The sequence below is a fragment of the Shewanella sp. YLB-07 genome (assembly GCF_009377275.1).
Window position 1 is genome coordinate 1 of record NZ_VOQB01000015.1, and the last position, 17,722, is coordinate 17,722.

Here is a 17,722-nt window from a genome sequence, read left to right on the forward strand (position 1 = left end):
GCTTTTGAAATGAGCTTCTCACATGGGGAATATAGATAGCGTATGCGCAGCATGCATCCTTTTATATGCTAGTAGGGGGAAGCTCTTGCCCGAAGCCGGGCCATTGGAAGGCGCCTCCGCTCTTTGTTTCCGCATCCAAAGCGCTACTTCTCCGCCCCCATGTGGTTCGGCCTTCGGCAAGTATCATGACGATTCCAAGCCGGGCCATTTCCAGACACCCATGTGGCTTGCTCCCCAGCTGCAGCAAACCTGCTACGCGCTACGACTGTATGTTCGTCATTTTTACTTTTGACCAGCCTTGCTGATCTATTAAATCTCTCTGTCATTTTAAATGAACGTATTCTCAATTAAATCCTTAGCAGGTATTGCTATTGATAGTGGGCTTGTTACTTTAACTGCTATTAATGGATTGCTGGTTTATGGTGTATCGATGAAGCTAGAGATGATATGTACGGGCGAAGAGGTGTTAGCGGGACAGATAGTGGATACCAATGCCGCCTGGTTTGCTAATACGCTTATGGACAAGGGAATTGAGTGTCAGCGACGGGTGACTGTCGGTGATCGCCTGGAAGATCTGATTGCGGTGTTTAAAGAGCGTAGCTTAGAAGCGGATATCATACTGGTTAATGGTGGCTTAGGCCCGACGAGTGATGATCTTTCTACTGAGGCTATGGCCTTGGCTATGGGGGTTCCTTTAGTCGAGAATACCGAGTGGCGTACTAAGCTTGAAGATTGGTACGCCCGTAATGGCCGAGTTATGGCCGAGAGTAATCTTAAGCAGGCATTCCTACCTGAGTCAGCTCTGATGATTGATAACCCGGTTGGCACAGCTTGTGGCTTCGCCGTAAAGTTCAATCGTGCCTGGTTGTTCTTTACCCCTGGGGTACCATTTGAATTTAAGCGCATGGTCACTGAGCAGTTTATTCCCTTCGTTGAGGATAGGTTTGCGGCTTCGACTTCGGTTGCTGTGAAGAAGCTGCTCACTCTGGGTAACGGTGAGTCTGCACTCGCAGATCGATTGGAGGCTATTCCTTTACCCGAAGGAATCATCTTAGGTTATCGCTCTTATATGCCTTATATCGAGATTAAGCTGTTTGCACGAGGTGCAACTGCAATCACTTCTTTGCCTAGAATTGAATCTGAGATCAAGGCTTTATTGGGTAATGCGGTTGTGGCGGAAAATGTCACTACACTGGATCAAGAGATCCATAATAAATTAGTAAACTCAGGACTTAGTCTCAGCGTTGCCGAGTCATGTACCGGTGGCATGATCACCAGTGGCTTGGTTGCATTCCCTGGTAGCTCCTCATACTTAGATCATGGTTTAGTCACTTATAGCAATGAAGCTAAGGTCAAAGTTCTCGGGGTTAATCCTCAGACTCTGGATGATTACGGCGCAGTATCTATTGCAACTGTGGAAGAGATGGCCAAGGGAGCCCGTAATATATTAGGTAGTAATTACGCACTTGCGACCAGTGGCATTGCTGGTCCGGAAGGCGGATCGGCAGATAAGCCAGTTGGGACTGTAGCGATAGCATTGGCAACTAAATATGGTGTACATAGTCAGATGCTGAAACTGCCGAGTCGTTCCCGTGCATTAGTGAGAGCATTAAGTACTGCAGTGGCTTATGACATGCTAAGGCGTGAGCTCTTAGGTGAGGCTGTTATCGTGGATTACTCGTCTTTTAGCAGATTCAGTAAGTAAGGTTGGAACAGGAAATAGCCTAAAAGATAGCAGATTGCAATCAAGCGAGTCTTGATTGCAATCTGCTTAGATAATTGAACTCATTCGTCAAAGATTAACTGAAGTTTTCCTGGTTGTACCTGGATGCGTTTAGTCATCTCAGCAATGAGTGCCTGATTAGATTCATTGGTATCGAGCACATAGACAGGCTGAGTTTCCAGAAACTGAGTTAAGAAGAGCATCAGTTGGGGAGAAAACTGTTGGATGGCCTTATCGAAGTCTTTTGGGCTAGATTTTATCTCGACTAGCTTAAGATCTTTGAGATAGACGCTATGGTTCGCAGCGTCATACCAAGGCTTTGCCTCAAAGGTCGTTTCCAGTTCGGCTTTGAATGGCATCAAGGGGTTACGTACCTTGATGATACTCAAAGCCGAGACCGCCATAATATCTGCTTTATGTCCCAATTTGACTTCGATATTATTGATGCGCATATCGATTCCAAAGAGTTGATTACCCTCTTTAATTTCGAAATGAATCTCATCCGATAGATAATCTTCTAACTCGCTCTCTGTGATGCTGTATTGACTGACGCAGCCAGTCAAAAGCAGCAAGATAAAGCCAACTGTAAGGCTGAGTATTTTCATCAACCTGTGTTTCTCATGCCAGCAGCAACACCGGCAATGGTGAGCATTAAGGCGAGTTCAACATTAGTCGATGAATCTTCCTTGCGTGTTCTGGCTAATAATTCGGCCTGCATGAAGTTCAGTGGATCGATATACGGGTTACGTAAGGTAATCGACTCCTTGTTCCATGGAGTATGGGACATCAAGGTGTCAGATTGAGTCAATTCTAATACGGCCTTAACACCCGTGGCCAATCTTTCACGTAATGCTTCGCCCAGGTGATGAAGGTTCTCCGGTACCAGACAGGTCTCGTAGTATTTAGCCAAATTAGGTTCGGCCTTGGCATAAACCATCTCTAGCATAGATATACGGGTCTTAAAGAAGGGCCATTCTTGCTCCATCTCTTGTAGTAAAGCCATATCACCTCTGTCTATTGCAGCCTGAAGTGCCTCACCAGCACCTAGCCAGGCAGGTAACATCAAGCGATTTTGCGACCAGGCAAAGATCCATGGAATAGCACGTAAGCTTTCAATACCGCCGTCGACCTTACGTTTTGCCGGACGACTACCCAGAGGTAATTTCCCTAGCTCGACTTCGGGAGTCGCGGCGCGAAAATATGCCACAAAATCTGGCTCTTCTCTGACGATTGCACGATAGGCCTTCACCGATTCTTCGGCTAGCTGTTGCATACAGGCACGCCATTCTGGCTTAGGCTCTGGTGGTGGAAGTAAGGTCGCTTCCATTACTGCCGAGGTATATAAGGCTAAGCTCTGAACGGCTAATTTGGGTAAACCAAACTTGAAACGGATCATCTCACCTTGCTCGGTCACGCGGATGCGCCCATCGACAGATCCAGGAGGTTGAGACAGAATTGCTTCATGAGCGGGCCCGCCCCCACGGCCAATGGTACCACCTCGTCCATGAAACAGGGTGAGCTTCACATCGGCTTGTCGGCTTATCTCAACCAGTTGCTCCTGAGCATGATATTGAGCCCACGCCGCCGCCATAACGCCGGCGTCTTTGGCTGAATCTGAATAGCCGATCATTATCTCTTGATGGCCTTTGGTATATCCACGGTACCAATCGATGGCGAAGAGTGCCGACATACAAGTTGCAGCATTATTGAGGTCGTCCAGAGTCTCAAACAGTGGCACCACTCGCATTGGATGAGGGCAGCCTGTTTCTTTGAGTAGAAGTAATACAGTCAGCACGTCCGATGGCTTGCTTGCCATAGATATCACATAGGAACCAAGAGCCCTTGCAGGTTGGGTCGCTATCAGTCGACAGGTGCTTATGACTTCGGCGACATCGGCACTCGGTTGCCAATTCGTGGGGATTAACGGACGTTTACTGGTGAGCTCCCTTAAGAGGAATGCTTGCTTCTCATTTTCATCCCAGTGGTTGAAGTCTCCCATACCCAGATAGCGGGTCAACTCGGCAATAACATCACTGTGGCGTTCGGCGTCCTGGCGGATATCGAGTCTGAGCATATGTATGCCAAAACAGGCTATGCGACGTAACATATCTAACAAGAGGCCGTTGGCAATCAGGCTCATACCCGTATCGGACAGGCTCTTGTATAGCATCATCAGTGGCTCTTTGAGATCACTCTCATGCCAGATGATGGAGCTGTGATCCACTTCAGGATTATGGCCTTCGAGGCGCTCATTGAGGTAATCTATGGTGTTACGCAGTTTAACTCTGAGTTCGCGGAGCACATCTCTATAGGGCTCGTGGCTATTGTTAGTTAACGCGGATAGTTCATCGTTAGCCTCTTCCATAGAGAGGTCATTGACCAGTAAAACGATATCTTTCAGATATAAACGCGCCGCGGTGTGACGGTTTCTGTCTAGTACTTCTTGTGTGACTAGGGCCGTGACAAACGGGTTGCCATCACGATCTCCACCCATCCAGCTGGAGAATCGCACTGGTGAAATGTCGATAGGTAGCTGCTTGCCGGTACGTTCTTCTACTTGCTCATTGAGCTGTCTGAGAAAATCCGGTATAGCTTGCCAGAGAGAGACTTCTATGGTGCTAAGGCCCCATCTGGCTTCATCTACCGGAGTTGGTCGCTCGTGGCGTATCTCATTAGTATGCCAGATCTGAGCGATGAGTTGCCTTAGGCGAAGATGCTGTTGTTTCTTCTCTCGCTGGCTAAGTTGTGGGTTTTCAAGTGCGGCGAGACTATCGATAACCGATGAATATTTTTGGATCAGGGTTCGGCGGGATATCTCTGTCGGATGAGCGGTCAATACCAGATCGATATCTAGGTTCTGCAGGCAATCGAGCATCTTCTCTTGATCGATATTGCTGCTCAACACTCTACCTAATAACTGCTCTACTGGATCGGGAACACATACTAACTCGTCGCAATTGCGGCTGATGGTATGGAATTGCTCGGCGATATTGGCCAAGTTTAGAAATTGGTTGAATGCTTTCGCAAAGGGCACTAATTCTTTATCCGGTAGTGCGGTGAGTAACTTGAGCATCTCATCTCGTGAGGTCTCATCCCCTTGTCTGGAGCTTTTCGCTAATTGACGGATCTGCTCTATCTTATCGAGAAAAGCATCGTCTAAATTGGTGCGTATTGTGTCACCTAAAATCTGTCCTAAGGTACCAACGTTAGACCTTAAAGACGCATACATATCAGCCATACTTACTCCATAAAGAATTTCGCTAATCGACCACAATACCTAGGGTTAACGGCTTAGGTCAATATAGACAACCCAGATATTGTGAGCTTATGCGTGCCATATCACTTAAGACTGGAATAACAATTTAGTCTCGAGTGGCATTTAGTGCAAGAGAGCCTATTTAATACAGGCGTGATAGATGAGCTGTTTGAGCAGCTCGACGGTTTGTTTCAAATAGGCGGTGTCGAGAAACTCATCGGGCTGATGAGCCTGTTCGATACTGCCTGGGCCTAATACTAAGGTTTGGCAACCCAGTTTAGCAATATAGGGGGCTTCGGTCGCGTAGTTAACGACCTCTGGTCTGCTCGAAGATAACTCTGCCACCAGTTTACTCCAGCTGCTTTGTGCGTTGCCGGCGAAAGGCTCGGATCCTGGATAAAGCGGTGCAACTTGAATACTGCCGGGAAACTGAGCACTGATAGGTGCAAGGTAATTAAGGACTAACTGCTCGAGCTCTTCTAATGCCAGGCCAGGTAGTGGGCGAATATCGATATGCAGATCACAGCAGCCACAGATTCGGTTGGCTGCATCGCCGCCATGTACATGACCGAAATTCATCGTTGGATAAGGTACGCTAAATGCGTCTTCATGATAGTTGTCGGCTAGATGTTGCTTGAGTTTCAGCAGTTGTCCCATCACTTGATGCATTATTTCGATGGCATTTAGCCCTTTTGCAGGGTCAGAAGAGTGGCCACTTCGACCCGTGACTCTTATGCCTTGAGTCAGATGGCCTTTATGCATATAAACGGGTTTTAAGCTGGTTGGTTCGCCGATGATGGCGTAATCGGGTGAGATAGATTTTTCCTCGGCAAAGGCTTTAGCTCCATTCATGGTGGTTTCTTCATCGGCGCTGGCTAATATGTGTAGAGGACGTTTGAAATTCTTCAGTGGCATATCTTTTAGCGCTTCTAATATGAGGGCAAAGAATCCCTTCATATCGCATGTGCCAAGGCCGTACCAGCGGTTATCTTTTTCCGTTAGAGTGAATGGGTCTTGGCTCCAACGACCCTCATCGAATGGTACTGTGTCTGTGTGGCCGGCGAGTAGAAGACCACCACTACCAGCGCCAAAGGAGGCGATGAAGTTATGTTTATTACGGGAATTCGGTACGGCTTGAATCTTACATTGAAAGCCTAGATCATTGAACCAGGTATGCAATAGATCTATCACGCCTTGGTTACTCATATCTTGCTCGACTTCGAGAGCGCTAATTGAAGGTGTCGCTATGAGCTGAGTAAAACTCGTTTTCAGATCTGGAATTTGGGTCATATTTCACCTTTAAAATATATATTCAAATATATTGCATAAATAGTTAGCTGTGGTAGTCTAGCAAACAGCTAAGGCGAGTACCAGAATACAGTGCTAATTACTGAGAGTAAAAATGATAATTTCATACACTAAAATTAACAAAAAGGTCACATTAACAGACTTCCTGCGACGATAAACTTGTCAACATTGGTGTTTCTACCAGGGCTTAAGTTGTGCCCCCTCTTTTTCCTTTTATCTCGTTCAAAAATTAAGAAGTCATAGATTATGAAAAGCATTGCCATTATCGGCGCTAGTGGTTACACGGGCGCACAGATCACCTCTCTTATTTATGCCGATGCAAACTTGAAGATTCAAGGTCTGTATGTTTCTGAGAATAGCTTAGACAAAGGTAAGCCATTATCTGAGCTCTATCCCGTATATAGTCATATCTCATTATGCCTCTCTCCATTATCGCAAGAAGCTAAGACTTTAATTGTTGAACAAGCCGATGCAGTAGTATTAGCGACCGATCATAATGTCAGTTTACATCTGGCGGCCTGGTTTTATGAACAAGGTCTGGCAGTATTCGATTTAAGCGGTGCCTATCGGTTTGCCGATAAGGCTCTGTACCCCAAATGGTATGGCTTCGAGCATGACTATCCTGAAGTATTATCTAATGCCGTTTATGGCCTTGCCGAGTGGAATAGTGCCGAGATTGCCGACAGTAAGATGATCGCCGTCCCAGGGTGTTATCCAACTGCATCGCTCACCGCATTAAAGCCATTAGCATCTTTGTTAACCAGTACGCTGCCTGTGATCAACGCCGTGAGCGGTGTCACAGGAGCCGGTAGAAAGGCACAACTTCAAACCAGTTTTTGTGAAGTGAGTTTAACGCCCTACGGAGTATTGGGCCACAGGCATCAGCCTGAAATTGCCACTCAGCTAGGTCAGGAAGTGATTTTTACTCCACACTTAGGTAATTTTAAACGTGGCATACTCGCGACAATTACCACACAGCTCGCTGCGGGAACCACTGAAGCTGATATTGCCAAGGCATACTCATTTTATGATAACGCGCCTCTTGTTACGGTGAAGCACAACCAATTTCCTAAGGTGGATGATGTGGTCAATACACCCAATTGTCATCTGGGATGGAAGTTCGATCTCCAGACGGGTTATCTGGTGGTTGCGAGTGCAATTGATAATTTGATGAAAGGCGCAGCTAGTCAGGCTCATCAGTGCATAAAGATTCATTTTAAATACTAATTTCATTAGGCGAGTAGATAACTATGTCAACGAGTAACAAAACATTAGTGATTAAAGTTGGTGGTGCCTTACTGCAGTGTGAGATGGGCATGAACAGATTGATGGATACTGTGGCTAAGATGATTGCCAAGGGGCAGAAGATTATCTTGGTACATGGGGGCGGCTGCATCGTCGATGAACAGCTCACTGCCAATGGTATGGAAACTGAGAAATTAGACGGACTAAGGGTCACTCCTGCGGCACAAGTGCCTGTCATAGTGGGTGCACTAGCCGGAACCGCGAATAAATTGTTGCAAGCCGCGGCGATAAAGTCCGGTATTTCGGCCATCGGCATGAGCTTGGGTGATGGCGATATTGTAACGGCTCAGATTAAAGATGAAAGGCTAGGATTTGTCGGTGAAGTTTCACCTAAGAATGCGACTTATCTTGAATTTATTCTCTCTCAGGCTTGGTTACCGATTGTTAGCTCGATTGCAATCGACGCAAGTGGCCAGCAACTCAACGTTAATGCCGATCAAGCCGCGACCGTGTTGGCAAAACTTGTCGATGGTCAGCTAGTGCTGTTATCCGATGTCTCGGGTGTGCTCGATGGCAAGGGCCAATTAATTAAGAGTCTCAATAGGGCGCAGGTAGCAGAGCTCACTCATATAGGCGTTATAGAGAAAGGTATGAAAGTGAAGGTCGAGGCTGCACTGGACGTCGCCGAACTTATGGGCCAGCCAGTACAAGTGGCTTCGTGGAGAAGTGCAGAGCAATTGTTAGCCCTGTCAAATGGTCAGTCGGTGGGAACACAGATTCAACCTAACTAGTTTTCACTTTAAAATCATTATCATTAAATTTGAGCTAGCCGCGACGCAGCTAACTGAATACCAGAATAAGGGTTGGATTATGCTGCCAATCAGAGGAGAGTAACTATGAACCACCTGTTATCGATAAAAGATCTAACTCAAGAGCAACTGAAAGACCTATTGTCCCTGGCGAAAAAAATTAAGGCTAATCCAGCCGAGTATCGTCATGCCTTGGACGGTAAGAGTGTGGTGATGTTATTTGAGAAGCCTTCATTGAGAACTCGTGTTAGTTTCGATATCGGCATCAATAAACTTGGTGGCCATTGTCTCTACCTGGATCAGCAAAATGGTGCCTTAGGTAAACGTGAGCCGGTATCCGATTTTGCTGCCAATATATCATGTTGGGCCGACGCTATCGTGGCGAGAACCTATCTACATTCGACCATAGAAGGCCTGGCTGAGCATGGCAGTGTGCCTGTGATTAATGCGCTATCGGATCTCTACCACCCTTGCCAGGGCTTAGCAGACTTCCTCACTTTATCTGAGAAGTTTGACGATGTTAGTCAAGTTAAACTCGCTTATATCGGTGATGGTAATAATGTGACCCACTCATTGATGTTCGGCGCCGCAATTCTCGGCGCTAAGATGACGGTTGTTTGCCCTCCTGGGCACTTTCCCGATGGAGAAGTTGTGGTACAGGCGCAAGCGCTAGCGGCTAAGCATGGTGGCTCCCTGTTTCTGACCTCAGATATTGAGGCGATGGGTGAGCAAGATGCTATTTACACAGATACCTGGATCTCTATGGGTGACGAGACTGATATGGCCGATATCAAAACTAAGTTCGGTCCATATCAGGTCAATGCTGCTCTGATGGAAAAAGCGGGCGCTAACTTTTTCATGCACTGCTTGCCAGCATATCGTGAAGTCGAGGCTACAGCTGAGGTGGTCGATGGTGAGGGTTCACTTATCTTGCAGCAAGCTGAAAATCGAATGCATGCACAAAACGCCGTACTCGTGACCTTGCTGGGTCAGTAAGACAAGCTCTAGACGTAAACATATTTATCTCTCATCGAAGTTTCGGTGAGCAAGTATCAGGAATTAGGAAACAAAGATGTCGAATCAAGTAAAGAAAACAGATGTGAAAAAAGTTGTTCTGGCATATTCGGGGGGACTGGATACGTCGGCCATTATCCCCTGGCTAAAAGAGACCTATGATAATTGTGAAATTATTGCCTTCTGTGCCGATGTGGGTCAGGGAGATGCCGAGCTCGAAGGCCTCCATGCCAAGGCGATTGCTTCGGGTGCCTCCGAGTGCTATATCGTCGACCTTAAAGAAGAACTGGTTGCCGATTATATCTACCCAACCATAGCCACTGGCGCCATCTATGAAGGTACTTACTTACTCGGCACTTCTATGGCCAGACCTATTATTGCTAAGGCTCAGGTAGAAATCGCACGTAAGGTCGGCGCCGATGCCGTCTGTCATGGCTGTACCGGTAAAGGCAACGATCAGGTTCGTTTCGAAGGCTGTTTCGCCGCACTGGCTCCGGAGCTCAAAGTGATCGCTCCATGGCGTGAATGGGAGATGGTGAGTCGTGAGGATCTGCTCGACTACTTGGCCGAGCGTAATATCGAGACAAGCTCTTCGATAACCAAAATTTACAGTCGTGATGCCAATGCCTGGCATATTTCACACGAAGGTGGCGAGTTGGAAGATCCGTGGAACGAACCGTCTAAAGGTGTTTGGACCATGACAGTTGCACCTGAAGATGCACCGGATGCCCCGGAATATGTGACGCTGGAATTAGAGCAGGGCAAGATCACTAAGGTTAACGGTGAGGCCCTGTCTCCTTACGCGGCACTCATGGTGCTAAACGAAGTGGCAGGAGCCCATGGTGTAGGCAGAATAGATATCACAGAGAACAGGCTGGTAGGCATGAAGTCTCGTGGTTGTTATGAGACTCCAGGTGGCACTGTGATGTTTGCGGCGCTACGTGCCATCGAAGAGTTGGTACTCGACAAGACGAGCCGTGAGTGGCGTGAGCAAGTTGGCGCGCAGATGGCTCAGCTGGTCTATGACGGACGTTGGTTCACTCCTCTTTGTGAGTCCTTACTAGCAGCTTCCGGGCCCTTAGCTAAGTTAGTTAATGGTGAAGTCGTTATTAAGCTCTACAAGGGTCAGGCTCAAGCGGTTAAGAAGCGCTCACCTAACAGCCTGTATTCTGAAGAATTTGCGACTTTTGGTGAAGATGATGTGTATAATCAGAAAGATGCTGAAGGCTTTATTCGTCTCTACTCGCTCTCTAGTCGCATCAGAGCACTGAAAGCTCTGTAAATCGCGGCAGATTATTTAATTTAAATAAAGGGCGCTAAGCGTCCTTTTTTGTAAAAAATGAGGATACCAGCATGGCATTATGGGGCGGAAGATTTAGTCAGGAAAGCAGTGCACTGTTTAAATTATTCAATGATTCACTGCCTGTGGATTACCGTTTGATTGAGCAGGATATTGTCGGTTCGATAGCCTGGGCCGAAGCCATTACTCAGGTCGGTGTCTTGACTGAGCAAGAGTGCACTCAGTTACAGCAGGCGTTGAAAGACCTATTAGCCGAGGTTGAAGATAAGCCAGAGTTGATCTTGGCATCGGGCGCCGAAGATATTCATAGCTTCGTCGAGCAATCACTTATCGCTAAAGTAGGTGATCTGGGTAAGAAGCTACATACAGGTCGCTCCCGTAACGACCAGGTGGCTACCGATCTTAAGCTATGGTGCAAGAAGGAGGGTCAACAGCAGCTCGTATTGCTAAAGGGCTTGAAACAAGCACTTCTCGAACTTGCCCAAAGAGAGCTCGATGCTGTTATGCCAGGTTATACCCATCTGCAGCGTGCTCAGCCCATTGCATTTGGTCATTGGTGTCTAGCCTATGTAGAGATGTTTGAGCGTGATATTAGCCGCTTAGAAGATGCCCTCAAGCGGGCCGATACCTGTCCTCTAGGGACCGGGGCACTTGCTGGTACGGCTTATCCCATGGATAGATACAAGTTAGCCGAAGCATTAGGATTTGCCTCTCCGACCCTTAACAGTTTAGATTCGGTATCCGACAGAGATCATGTGATTGAGATCTGTAGCGATGCCTCAATCAGCATGATGCACCTTAGTCGTATGGCAGAAGATCTCATCTTCTTCAACAGTGGTGAAGCGGGCTTCATCGACTTAGATGATGAAGTGACTTCGGGCTCATCTCTGATGCCACAGAAGAAAAATCCCGATGCTCTGGAGCTTATTAGGGGCAAGACAGGACGAGTGTACGGTAGTCTGATTGGCATTCTTACGACGATGAAGGCGCTTCCTCTGGCATATAACAAGGATATGCAGGAAGACAAGGAGGGACTGTTTGATGTTATGGATAGCTGGGCTATCTGTCTCGAGATGGCGGCACTCGTCTTGAGTGGCCTCAAGGTTAATCGTGAGAATACCTTAAGAGCCGCCCAACAAGGTTATGCAAATTCGACCGAACTAGCCGATTACTTAGTGGCTAAGGGGATGCCTTTCAGAGAAGCGCATCATGTAGTGGGTGAAGTGGTGGTTAAAGCCATAGCGTTGAAGAAACCCCTAGAGGATTTTGAATTAGCGGAGCTACAAGCCTTTTCAAATATTATAGCCGATGATGTGTATGCCTGTCTGACCATAGAGTCTTGTCTGGCAAAAAGAGAAGCCCTTGGAGGTACTTCGCTGCCTCAAGTGAAAGCGGCACTGACCAGTAAGTTGACTTGAAAACTGAATAAATAGACCAAAATAAAAATATTCTTAGTCTATGTCAAAATTAAGTCACTAATTTTAAACATATATAACTAAAAAAGCACTATTGAGTTAATCACTCTATAGTGCTTTTTATTTAGTGTTTTATACTGGTTTTGTGAGCGAGAGACCTTTATTGGAATAGTTCATCGGCCGAATCTTCGATGAATATATCGTTTGACTCATTGGTCCCTGTGGCAAATTCTTTTGGCTCAGTTCCGGAGACAAAATACTCGAATGAGCTAGTGTAATCCGTTTTTCTGGTTAATTTACCCGTGGCCAAATCTATTCTGACAGAAATGATGCCCTTGGGAGGAGTCGTTGGGATCTCGGGCGTGCCAGCGAGTGCATCCTTCATAAACTCATTCCAACCCGGTCCTGCGGTTTTTGCTCCTGCTTCGGCAGCCGAGATCTGATCCTTAGCCCCATTGGCATCCCAGCTGGTTCTGCCAAGTTCCTTGCTGTGATCATCAAAACCAACCCATACGGTTGTTGCAAGCTTAGGGTTGAAGCCACTGAACCAGGTATCCCTAGATTCGTTGGTAGTACCTGTTTTTCCCGCAATATCACGGCGCTTAACCACGCGTGAGGCTCGCCAAGCTGTACCATTCCAGCCAGTACCCTTGCTCCAGTTACCGCCGCCCCAAATTACACTCTTTAACGCTTCCGTGACCAAGAATGCGGTTTGCTCCGAGATGATCCTCTTTGCATAGCGAGCATCGGGACCACCGCAACTATCTGCATCTGTAACCTGTTCAGCCTGTTTAAATTCTTCAGCCATAGCGGCAAAGGGATCATCACTGATAGGCAGTGGCTCGGCATTAGGGGTACAGGCTAATGTCGGGCTAGATTGCTCAATCACAGTGCCGTAGGAGTCTTCAATGAGTTCGATAAAGTAAGGTTCGACCTTGTAGCCACCGTTAGCGAAGGTGGAGAAAGCGGTGACGACCTGCAGCGGTGTTACAGAGTTCGAACCTAGCGCGATAGATTCGTTTCTGGGGATATCGTCACGGGTGAAACCAAACTTGACTAAGGTATCGATAGCCTTATCCAGACCAGCATAACGCATGGTCCTCACCGACATGACGTTGATGGATTGAGCTAGTCCTACACGTAATCGAGTCGGTCCCGTGTAGCGATCTGGGGAGTTCTTAGGGCGCCATGCGGTACCTTGTCTGGTATCTGCATTATTGATGGGTGCATTGTTGATGAGCGTCGCTAGGGTATAACCTTTCTCAATTGCAGCGGTATAGATGAATGGCTTAATATTCGAGCCTAACTGCCGCTTGGCTTGGGTGACACGATTATATTGGCTGGTGTGAAAACTAAAACCACCTACTAACGCCTCTATCGCACCATTCTGTGGGTCGAGCGACACGATTGCACTGGATACGACTGGGATCTGGGATAGCTGCCAGAAATCACCATTATTGCGTAACCAGACCTGTTCGCCAACTTTTAGTACTTGACCTGCCGTTTTAGGCGCTCTTCCTTGTCGTTTGTTGCTAATGAATTTTCGTGCCCATTTCAAACCTTGCCAATCTATCTGGATTGTTTCCCCTGAAGAGGTGAGCAAGGATGCACTCTGCTCTTCGATACCCATTACGGCGGCGGGCACCAAGCCTTGGAAAGCCTGAGTCTGTTTGAGTCGCGTGAGTAAATGAGAGGTTTCGAGTGGAGTATCTGTCCATAAAACAGCGGTAGCACCACGATAGCCGTGTCTTTGATCGTAGGAATAAACGTTATTTCTAAGTGCATGTTGGGCGTCTAGCTGTAGCTTGGAGTCTATGCTGGTGTAAACATTATAACCTCCGGTATAGGCCTCCTCTTCACCAAATTTATCAACCAGATAATCTCTGGCCATCTCAGAAATATAGGGGGCATATAAGCTGATTTCTGCTCCATGGTATTTTGCCGTTATGGGAGCCTGAATAGCTTCAGTATATTGTGACTGAGTAATATTCTTTTTCTCCAACATACGGCTTAATACCCAATTGCGCCGATTGGTTGCCCTGCTAGGGTTTCGGATTGGATTTGCTGCCGATGGTGCTTGAGGAAGACCGGCAATCATGGCCATCTCTGGTAAGTTGAGCTCTTCGAGCTCTTTACCATAATAAACTTGTGCCGCAGCCCCTACGCCATATGCACGGTTTCCTAAGAAAGAACGGTTCAGATAAAGCTCTAATATCTGCTCTTTCGACAGTGCTTTTTCAATTTTTATCGCTAGAAATATCTCTTTAACTTTGCGTATGTATGTCTTTTCTCGAGAGAGGAAGAATCCGCGTGCCACCTGTTGGGTGATCGTACTGGCTCCCTGGCTCTTTTTTCCTGTGGTGATCAATATGATAGCTGCGCGAGTTATACCGATAGGGTCTATGCCATGATGTTGGAAGAAACGGGCATCTTCTGTGTCTAAAACTGCATCGATAAGTAATGGTGGAACATCCTCAAAGGCAACGGGGATACGCCTTTTCTCACCAAATTGTGAGATCAGTTTTCCGTCACTGCTATAGATGCGCAAAGGAGTCTGTAGCTTAACTGTTTTCAGTGTATTTACGTCAGGTAGATCGGGTAATACATAGAAATATGCTGCAGCAATGGCGCCTATTCCTAATAGGATTAAACTAAAAATAGCGATGACAATACGTTTAAACCACTTCACCAGATAATTCCAATATTTATAGCAGGGACAACAGTATATAAGGGGATAGCCCAATGGTGAAGTTAAAAATAGTTGTCAAAAAAATGGCAATTGTAAAATCAAGAAACATTCTGTACAAATATCTATAACGAGTTGATTTTGTGCTAATCTAATTCCTGAACAATAACAAAAAAGTGACAATTGATTATGCTTTCGAAATTATGGAAGCGTCAGGCTCCGCAGATGGTTGGGATCGATGTTGGTTCCCACGAAATTAAGGCGATACTGCTGAGCAAGACGGCCGACGGGTATAAAATTGTAAGTCATGCAGCTGTACCTGTTAAAAAGGGTGCCGTTAATGATCATGAGATCAGAGATAATGATGCAATTACCGAGTCATTGAGGCAAGTAAAACGTAGCCTGCCTAAAAATGCTAAATTTGCTGCGGTAGCGGTATCTGGATCTGCAGTAATGACGAAAGTCATTTATATGGATGCGACCTTGAGTGAAGAGGAGATGGAAGCTCAAATTGATATCGAGGCAGATAACCTGATTCCATATTCTTTGGATGAAGTGAGTATCGATTTTGAGACCTTGAGTGTGAATAGCACGGACCCTACGAAAGTTGATGTCTTGTTAAGTGCGTGTCGTACGGAAAATATCGATGCTCGTGTCGATGCCCTAGATAATATCAATATAGAAACTAAAGTGGTCGACATCGAAGGTTATGCGTTAGGGCGATCATTTGAGCTTGTTGCAGCTCAACTGCCTGGTAAGGCCGAGAATAAGGTGGTTGCACTTGTCGATATAGGCGCCAATATCACGACCTTCGCGGTAGTTGAAAATGGCGAGACAAGTTTTATTCGGGAGCAAGCATTCGGTGGAGAACTATTTACTCAGTCGATACTCTCTTTTTATGGCATGTCTCATGAGCAAGCCGAAAAAGCCAAGATAGAGGGAGATCTTCCCCGAAATTACATGTTCGAAGTCTTATCCCCGTTCCAAACGCAATTATTGCAGCAGATAAAGCGGACATTACAGATTTACTGTACTTCAAGCGGGAAAGATAAAGTTGATCACATAGTGTTATGTGGCGGTACTTCTAAACTTGAGGGGATGGCCAACCTGTTAACCAATGAATTGGGTGTTCATACCATCATAGCGGATCCGTTTCAGGGGTGTTTGCATGCCGAGGATGATGTGAAAAATAGATTACAGCCCCATATCAGTAAATACATGGTGGCTTGTGGGTTAGCACTGAGGAGCTATTCTCAATGGCGAACATAAACTTACTACCTTGGCGTGAAGAAGCGCGAGAGAAGCAGAAAAAAGATTATATTGGCATTTTAGCTTTGGTTTTTTTGGTGTCTTCTCTAGTGGTTTATCTGGCACTGGGTTTCGTCGACATGATGACAGATAACCAAAAATCCAGGAATGCTTACTTACAATCTGAGATTAGCTTGCTAGAGAAACAGATCGCCGAAATTAAAGAGATTAAAACCCGAAAGAAAGATATCGAGCGGCGCACCGAGATTATTTTGAACTTGCAACAATCAAGAAATTTGCCGACCCATGTTCTGGATGAGTTAGTCAGGATTATTCCGCCGGGGATCTATCTTTCCAGTATCGAGAAGAAGGGAAGCTTGTTGTGGATTGAGGGGCGCAGTGAATCGAATAACAATGTCGCCAATATGATGAGAAAAGTAAAAACTTCAATGTGGCTACACAATCCAAATATGCAGTCTATTGTGGCTCAAAATATAGAACTGAGGCAGTTACAACGCTTTAGCCTGAAAGTGACTATCAAAGAAAGTGATCAAGCTGAAGCGGTACAAGGAGCGAGTAAATGAACCTCGATCTGGAGCAGTTTAATGATATTGACTTTGAGAATATAGGTGGCTGGCCGTCACTGGTTAAACTTGTATTCGCAGCCTTACTTGCCGTCTGTATTTTTGTTGCGAGCTATTTTCTGTTTATCTCGGATGCGATCGATCAACTCGATACAGAGCAGAGAGCTGAAACGACCTTAAAAAATGACTTCAAATCTAAGTACCAGCTGGCAGCAAACTTGAAACTCTATCGAGAGCAGCTTGCCAAAATGGAAGTGCAATTTGCAGAACTTCTTAAAATGTTACCTTCTCAGAATGAGATGCCTGGACTGGTCGATGATATTACCTTTGTGGCAACAGACTCAGGTTTGAGGATCGACAGCCTAGATTGGCGTGAAGAGATACAAAGAGACTTCTATATTGAGTTTCCTATCAGCATGTCGGTAAGTGGCGAGTATCATGAGTTAGGTCAGTTTGTCAGTGGTGTGGCTAAATTGCCGCGTATTGTGAGTTTACATGACTTTGTTATCAAGAAAACAGACGACGGCACCTTAGGCATGGAGATACTCGCCAAAACATACCGCTTCAAGGAGGGGGCTGATTTGCCACCAGAAGATAAGAAGGGGGCTAAATAGATGATGAGACTCCTTTCTTTAAGTATTTTAATACTTTTTTTATCTGGTTGTGTTGGCGATCGCAGTGATCTTGAACTATTCGTCACTTCGACTAAGGCACAGCATGTTGCTCATATCCCACAACTGAAAGAGACGCCTAAGTTTGAACATTTTGTGTATCACGCCAATCTGATGCGTAGCCCATTTGTTCCTCCTTCGCGTGAGTTGACGGAAGAGCTGATAGATACGACTAAAGATTGTCTTCAACCGGATCTTAAGAGGCGAAAGGGGCGACTGGAAACCTATGCGCTGGACAACTTAAAGATGCGTGGAACCTTGAGTGAAACAGACATCATCTGGGCCTTAGTTGAGACCAATGATGGTAGTGTTTACCGCTTAGGTATTGGTGAGTTTTTAGGACTCTATAATGGTCGTATTGCTAAAGTTACTCAGCAAATGGTCGAAATAATTGAATTAATACCAGACGGTTCTGGTTGCTGGACTGAAAGGTTAAGCAACATGGAACTTACTGGCGAATAAC

The 17,722-nt window shown here is 46.2% G+C and carries 14 protein-coding genes; 10 read left to right on the plus strand and 4 right to left on the minus strand.

The window, feature by feature from the left end:
- Window positions 1-430 precede the first annotated feature (430 nt).
- Window positions 431-1,705, plus strand: coding sequence for a CinA family nicotinamide mononucleotide deamidase-related protein (locus FS373_RS25370; RefSeq protein ID WP_144044536.1), 1,275 nt, complete (start codon window positions 431-433; stop codon window positions 1,703-1,705).
- An 80-nt stretch (window positions 1,706-1,785) separates the two neighbouring features.
- Here FS373_RS25370 and FS373_RS25375 read toward each other — a convergent pair whose 3' ends face one another.
- The 3 genes from FS373_RS25375 to argE all read right to left on the minus strand — a co-directional run bounded on the left by FS373_RS25375 (window position 1,786) and on the right by argE (window position 6,269).
- Window positions 1,786-2,328, minus strand: coding sequence for a DUF1439 domain-containing protein (locus FS373_RS25375; RefSeq protein ID WP_144044537.1), 543 nt, complete (start codon window positions 2,326-2,328; stop codon window positions 1,786-1,788).
- Complete coding sequence (gene ppc / locus FS373_RS25380) at window positions 2,328-4,961, minus strand: phosphoenolpyruvate carboxylase (protein ID WP_144044538.1); 2,634 nt, start codon at window positions 4,959-4,961, stop codon at window positions 2,328-2,330. The genes FS373_RS25375 and ppc overlap by 1 nt, the downstream gene beginning before the upstream one ends.
- 156 nt (window positions 4,962-5,117) lie before the next feature.
- Complete coding sequence (gene argE / locus FS373_RS25385) at window positions 5,118-6,269, minus strand: acetylornithine deacetylase (protein ID WP_144044539.1); 1,152 nt, start codon at window positions 6,267-6,269, stop codon at window positions 5,118-5,120.
- Window positions 6,270-6,533: 264 nt separating this feature from the next.
- On the opposite strand from argE, the gene argC reads away from it, so the two are divergent.
- From argC to argH, 5 genes are all read left to right on the plus strand, one after another.
- Window positions 6,534-7,514, plus strand: a complete 981-nt coding sequence (argC, locus tag FS373_RS25390; RefSeq protein ID WP_144044540.1) for an N-acetyl-gamma-glutamyl-phosphate reductase — start codon at window positions 6,534-6,536, stop codon at window positions 7,512-7,514.
- Between the two features lie 23 nt (window positions 7,515-7,537).
- Window positions 7,538-8,323 carry an acetylglutamate kinase gene (argB, locus tag FS373_RS25395; protein WP_144044541.1) on the plus strand — a complete coding sequence of 262 codons (786 nt, stop codon included), beginning with the start codon at window positions 7,538-7,540 and terminating at the stop codon, window positions 8,321-8,323.
- 105 nt (window positions 8,324-8,428) lie between these two features.
- The gene (locus FS373_RS25400) at window positions 8,429-9,337 is read left to right on the plus strand and encodes an ornithine carbamoyltransferase (RefSeq protein WP_144044542.1); all 909 of its coding nucleotides are present in this window, start codon (window positions 8,429-8,431) and stop codon (window positions 9,335-9,337) included.
- A 76-nt stretch (window positions 9,338-9,413) separates the two neighbouring features.
- Window positions 9,414-10,637 (plus strand): argininosuccinate synthase, encoded by a 1,224-nt coding sequence (locus FS373_RS25405; RefSeq protein WP_152830872.1) that lies wholly within the window; start codon window positions 9,414-9,416, stop codon window positions 10,635-10,637.
- A gap of 71 nt (window positions 10,638-10,708) precedes the next feature.
- Window positions 10,709-12,073: an argininosuccinate lyase gene (gene argH, locus FS373_RS25410; protein WP_144044543.1), complete on the plus strand. Its 1,365-nt coding sequence runs from the start codon at window positions 10,709-10,711 to the stop codon at window positions 12,071-12,073.
- 157 nt (window positions 12,074-12,230) lie between these two features.
- On the opposite strand, the gene FS373_RS25415 is transcribed toward argH, so the two are convergent.
- Window positions 12,231-14,759, minus strand: a complete 2,529-nt coding sequence (locus tag FS373_RS25415; protein WP_144044544.1) for a penicillin-binding protein 1A — start codon at window positions 14,757-14,759, stop codon at window positions 12,231-12,233.
- A 186-nt stretch (window positions 14,760-14,945) separates the two neighbouring features.
- Here FS373_RS25415 and FS373_RS25420 point away from each other — a divergent pair, with 186 nt between their 5' ends.
- From FS373_RS25420 to FS373_RS25435, 4 genes are read left to right on the plus strand one after another with little or no spacing between them, the layout of a single operon-like run.
- Window positions 14,946-16,025: a pilus assembly protein PilM gene (locus FS373_RS25420; protein WP_144044545.1), complete on the plus strand. Its 1,080-nt coding sequence runs from the start codon at window positions 14,946-14,948 to the stop codon at window positions 16,023-16,025.
- Window positions 16,013-16,588 (plus strand): PilN domain-containing protein, encoded by a 576-nt coding sequence (locus tag FS373_RS25425; protein WP_144044546.1) that lies wholly within the window; start codon window positions 16,013-16,015, stop codon window positions 16,586-16,588. Before FS373_RS25420 ends, FS373_RS25425 begins: the two co-directional genes overlap by 13 nt.
- Window positions 16,585-17,202 (plus strand): type 4a pilus biogenesis protein PilO, encoded by a 618-nt coding sequence (locus tag FS373_RS25430; protein ID WP_144044547.1) that lies wholly within the window; start codon window positions 16,585-16,587, stop codon window positions 17,200-17,202. The genes FS373_RS25425 and FS373_RS25430 overlap by 4 nt, the downstream gene beginning before the upstream one ends.
- The gene (locus FS373_RS25435; protein ID WP_144044548.1) at window positions 17,203-17,721 is read left to right on the plus strand and encodes a pilus assembly protein PilP; all 519 of its coding nucleotides are present in this window, start codon (window positions 17,203-17,205) and stop codon (window positions 17,719-17,721) included.
- Window position 17,722 lies beyond the last annotated feature (1 nt).

Bases quoted from the DNA above. Each gene is read 5' to 3' on its own strand.
- FS373_RS25370 (WP_144044536.1), top strand. From the start codon at position 431: ATGAAGCTAGAGATGATATGTACGGGCGAAGAGGTGTTAGCGGGACAG.
- FS373_RS25375 (WP_144044537.1), bottom strand. From the start codon at position 2,328: ATGAAAATACTCAGCCTTACAGTTGGCTTTATCTTGCTGCTTTTGACT.
- ppc (WP_144044538.1), bottom strand. From the start codon at position 4,961: ATGGCTGATATGTATGCGTCTTTAAGGTCTAACGTTGGTACCTTAGGA.
- argE (WP_144044539.1), bottom strand. From the start codon at position 6,269: ATGACCCAAATTCCAGATCTGAAAACGAGTTTTACTCAGCTCATAGCG.
- argC (WP_144044540.1), top strand. From the start codon at position 6,534: ATGAAAAGCATTGCCATTATCGGCGCTAGTGGTTACACGGGCGCACAG.
- argB (WP_144044541.1), top strand. From the start codon at position 7,538: ATGTCAACGAGTAACAAAACATTAGTGATTAAAGTTGGTGGTGCCTTA.
- FS373_RS25400 (WP_144044542.1), top strand. From the start codon at position 8,429: ATGAACCACCTGTTATCGATAAAAGATCTAACTCAAGAGCAACTGAAA.
- FS373_RS25405 (WP_152830872.1), top strand. From the start codon at position 9,414: ATGTCGAATCAAGTAAAGAAAACAGATGTGAAAAAAGTTGTTCTGGCA.
- argH (WP_144044543.1), top strand. From the start codon at position 10,709: ATGGCATTATGGGGCGGAAGATTTAGTCAGGAAAGCAGTGCACTGTTT.
- FS373_RS25420 (WP_144044545.1), top strand. From the start codon at position 14,946: ATGCTTTCGAAATTATGGAAGCGTCAGGCTCCGCAGATGGTTGGGATC.
- FS373_RS25425 (WP_144044546.1), top strand. From the start codon at position 16,013: ATGGCGAACATAAACTTACTACCTTGGCGTGAAGAAGCGCGAGAGAAG.
- FS373_RS25430 (WP_144044547.1), top strand. From the start codon at position 16,585: ATGAACCTCGATCTGGAGCAGTTTAATGATATTGACTTTGAGAATATA.
- FS373_RS25435 (WP_144044548.1), top strand. From the start codon at position 17,203: ATGATGAGACTCCTTTCTTTAAGTATTTTAATACTTTTTTTATCTGGT.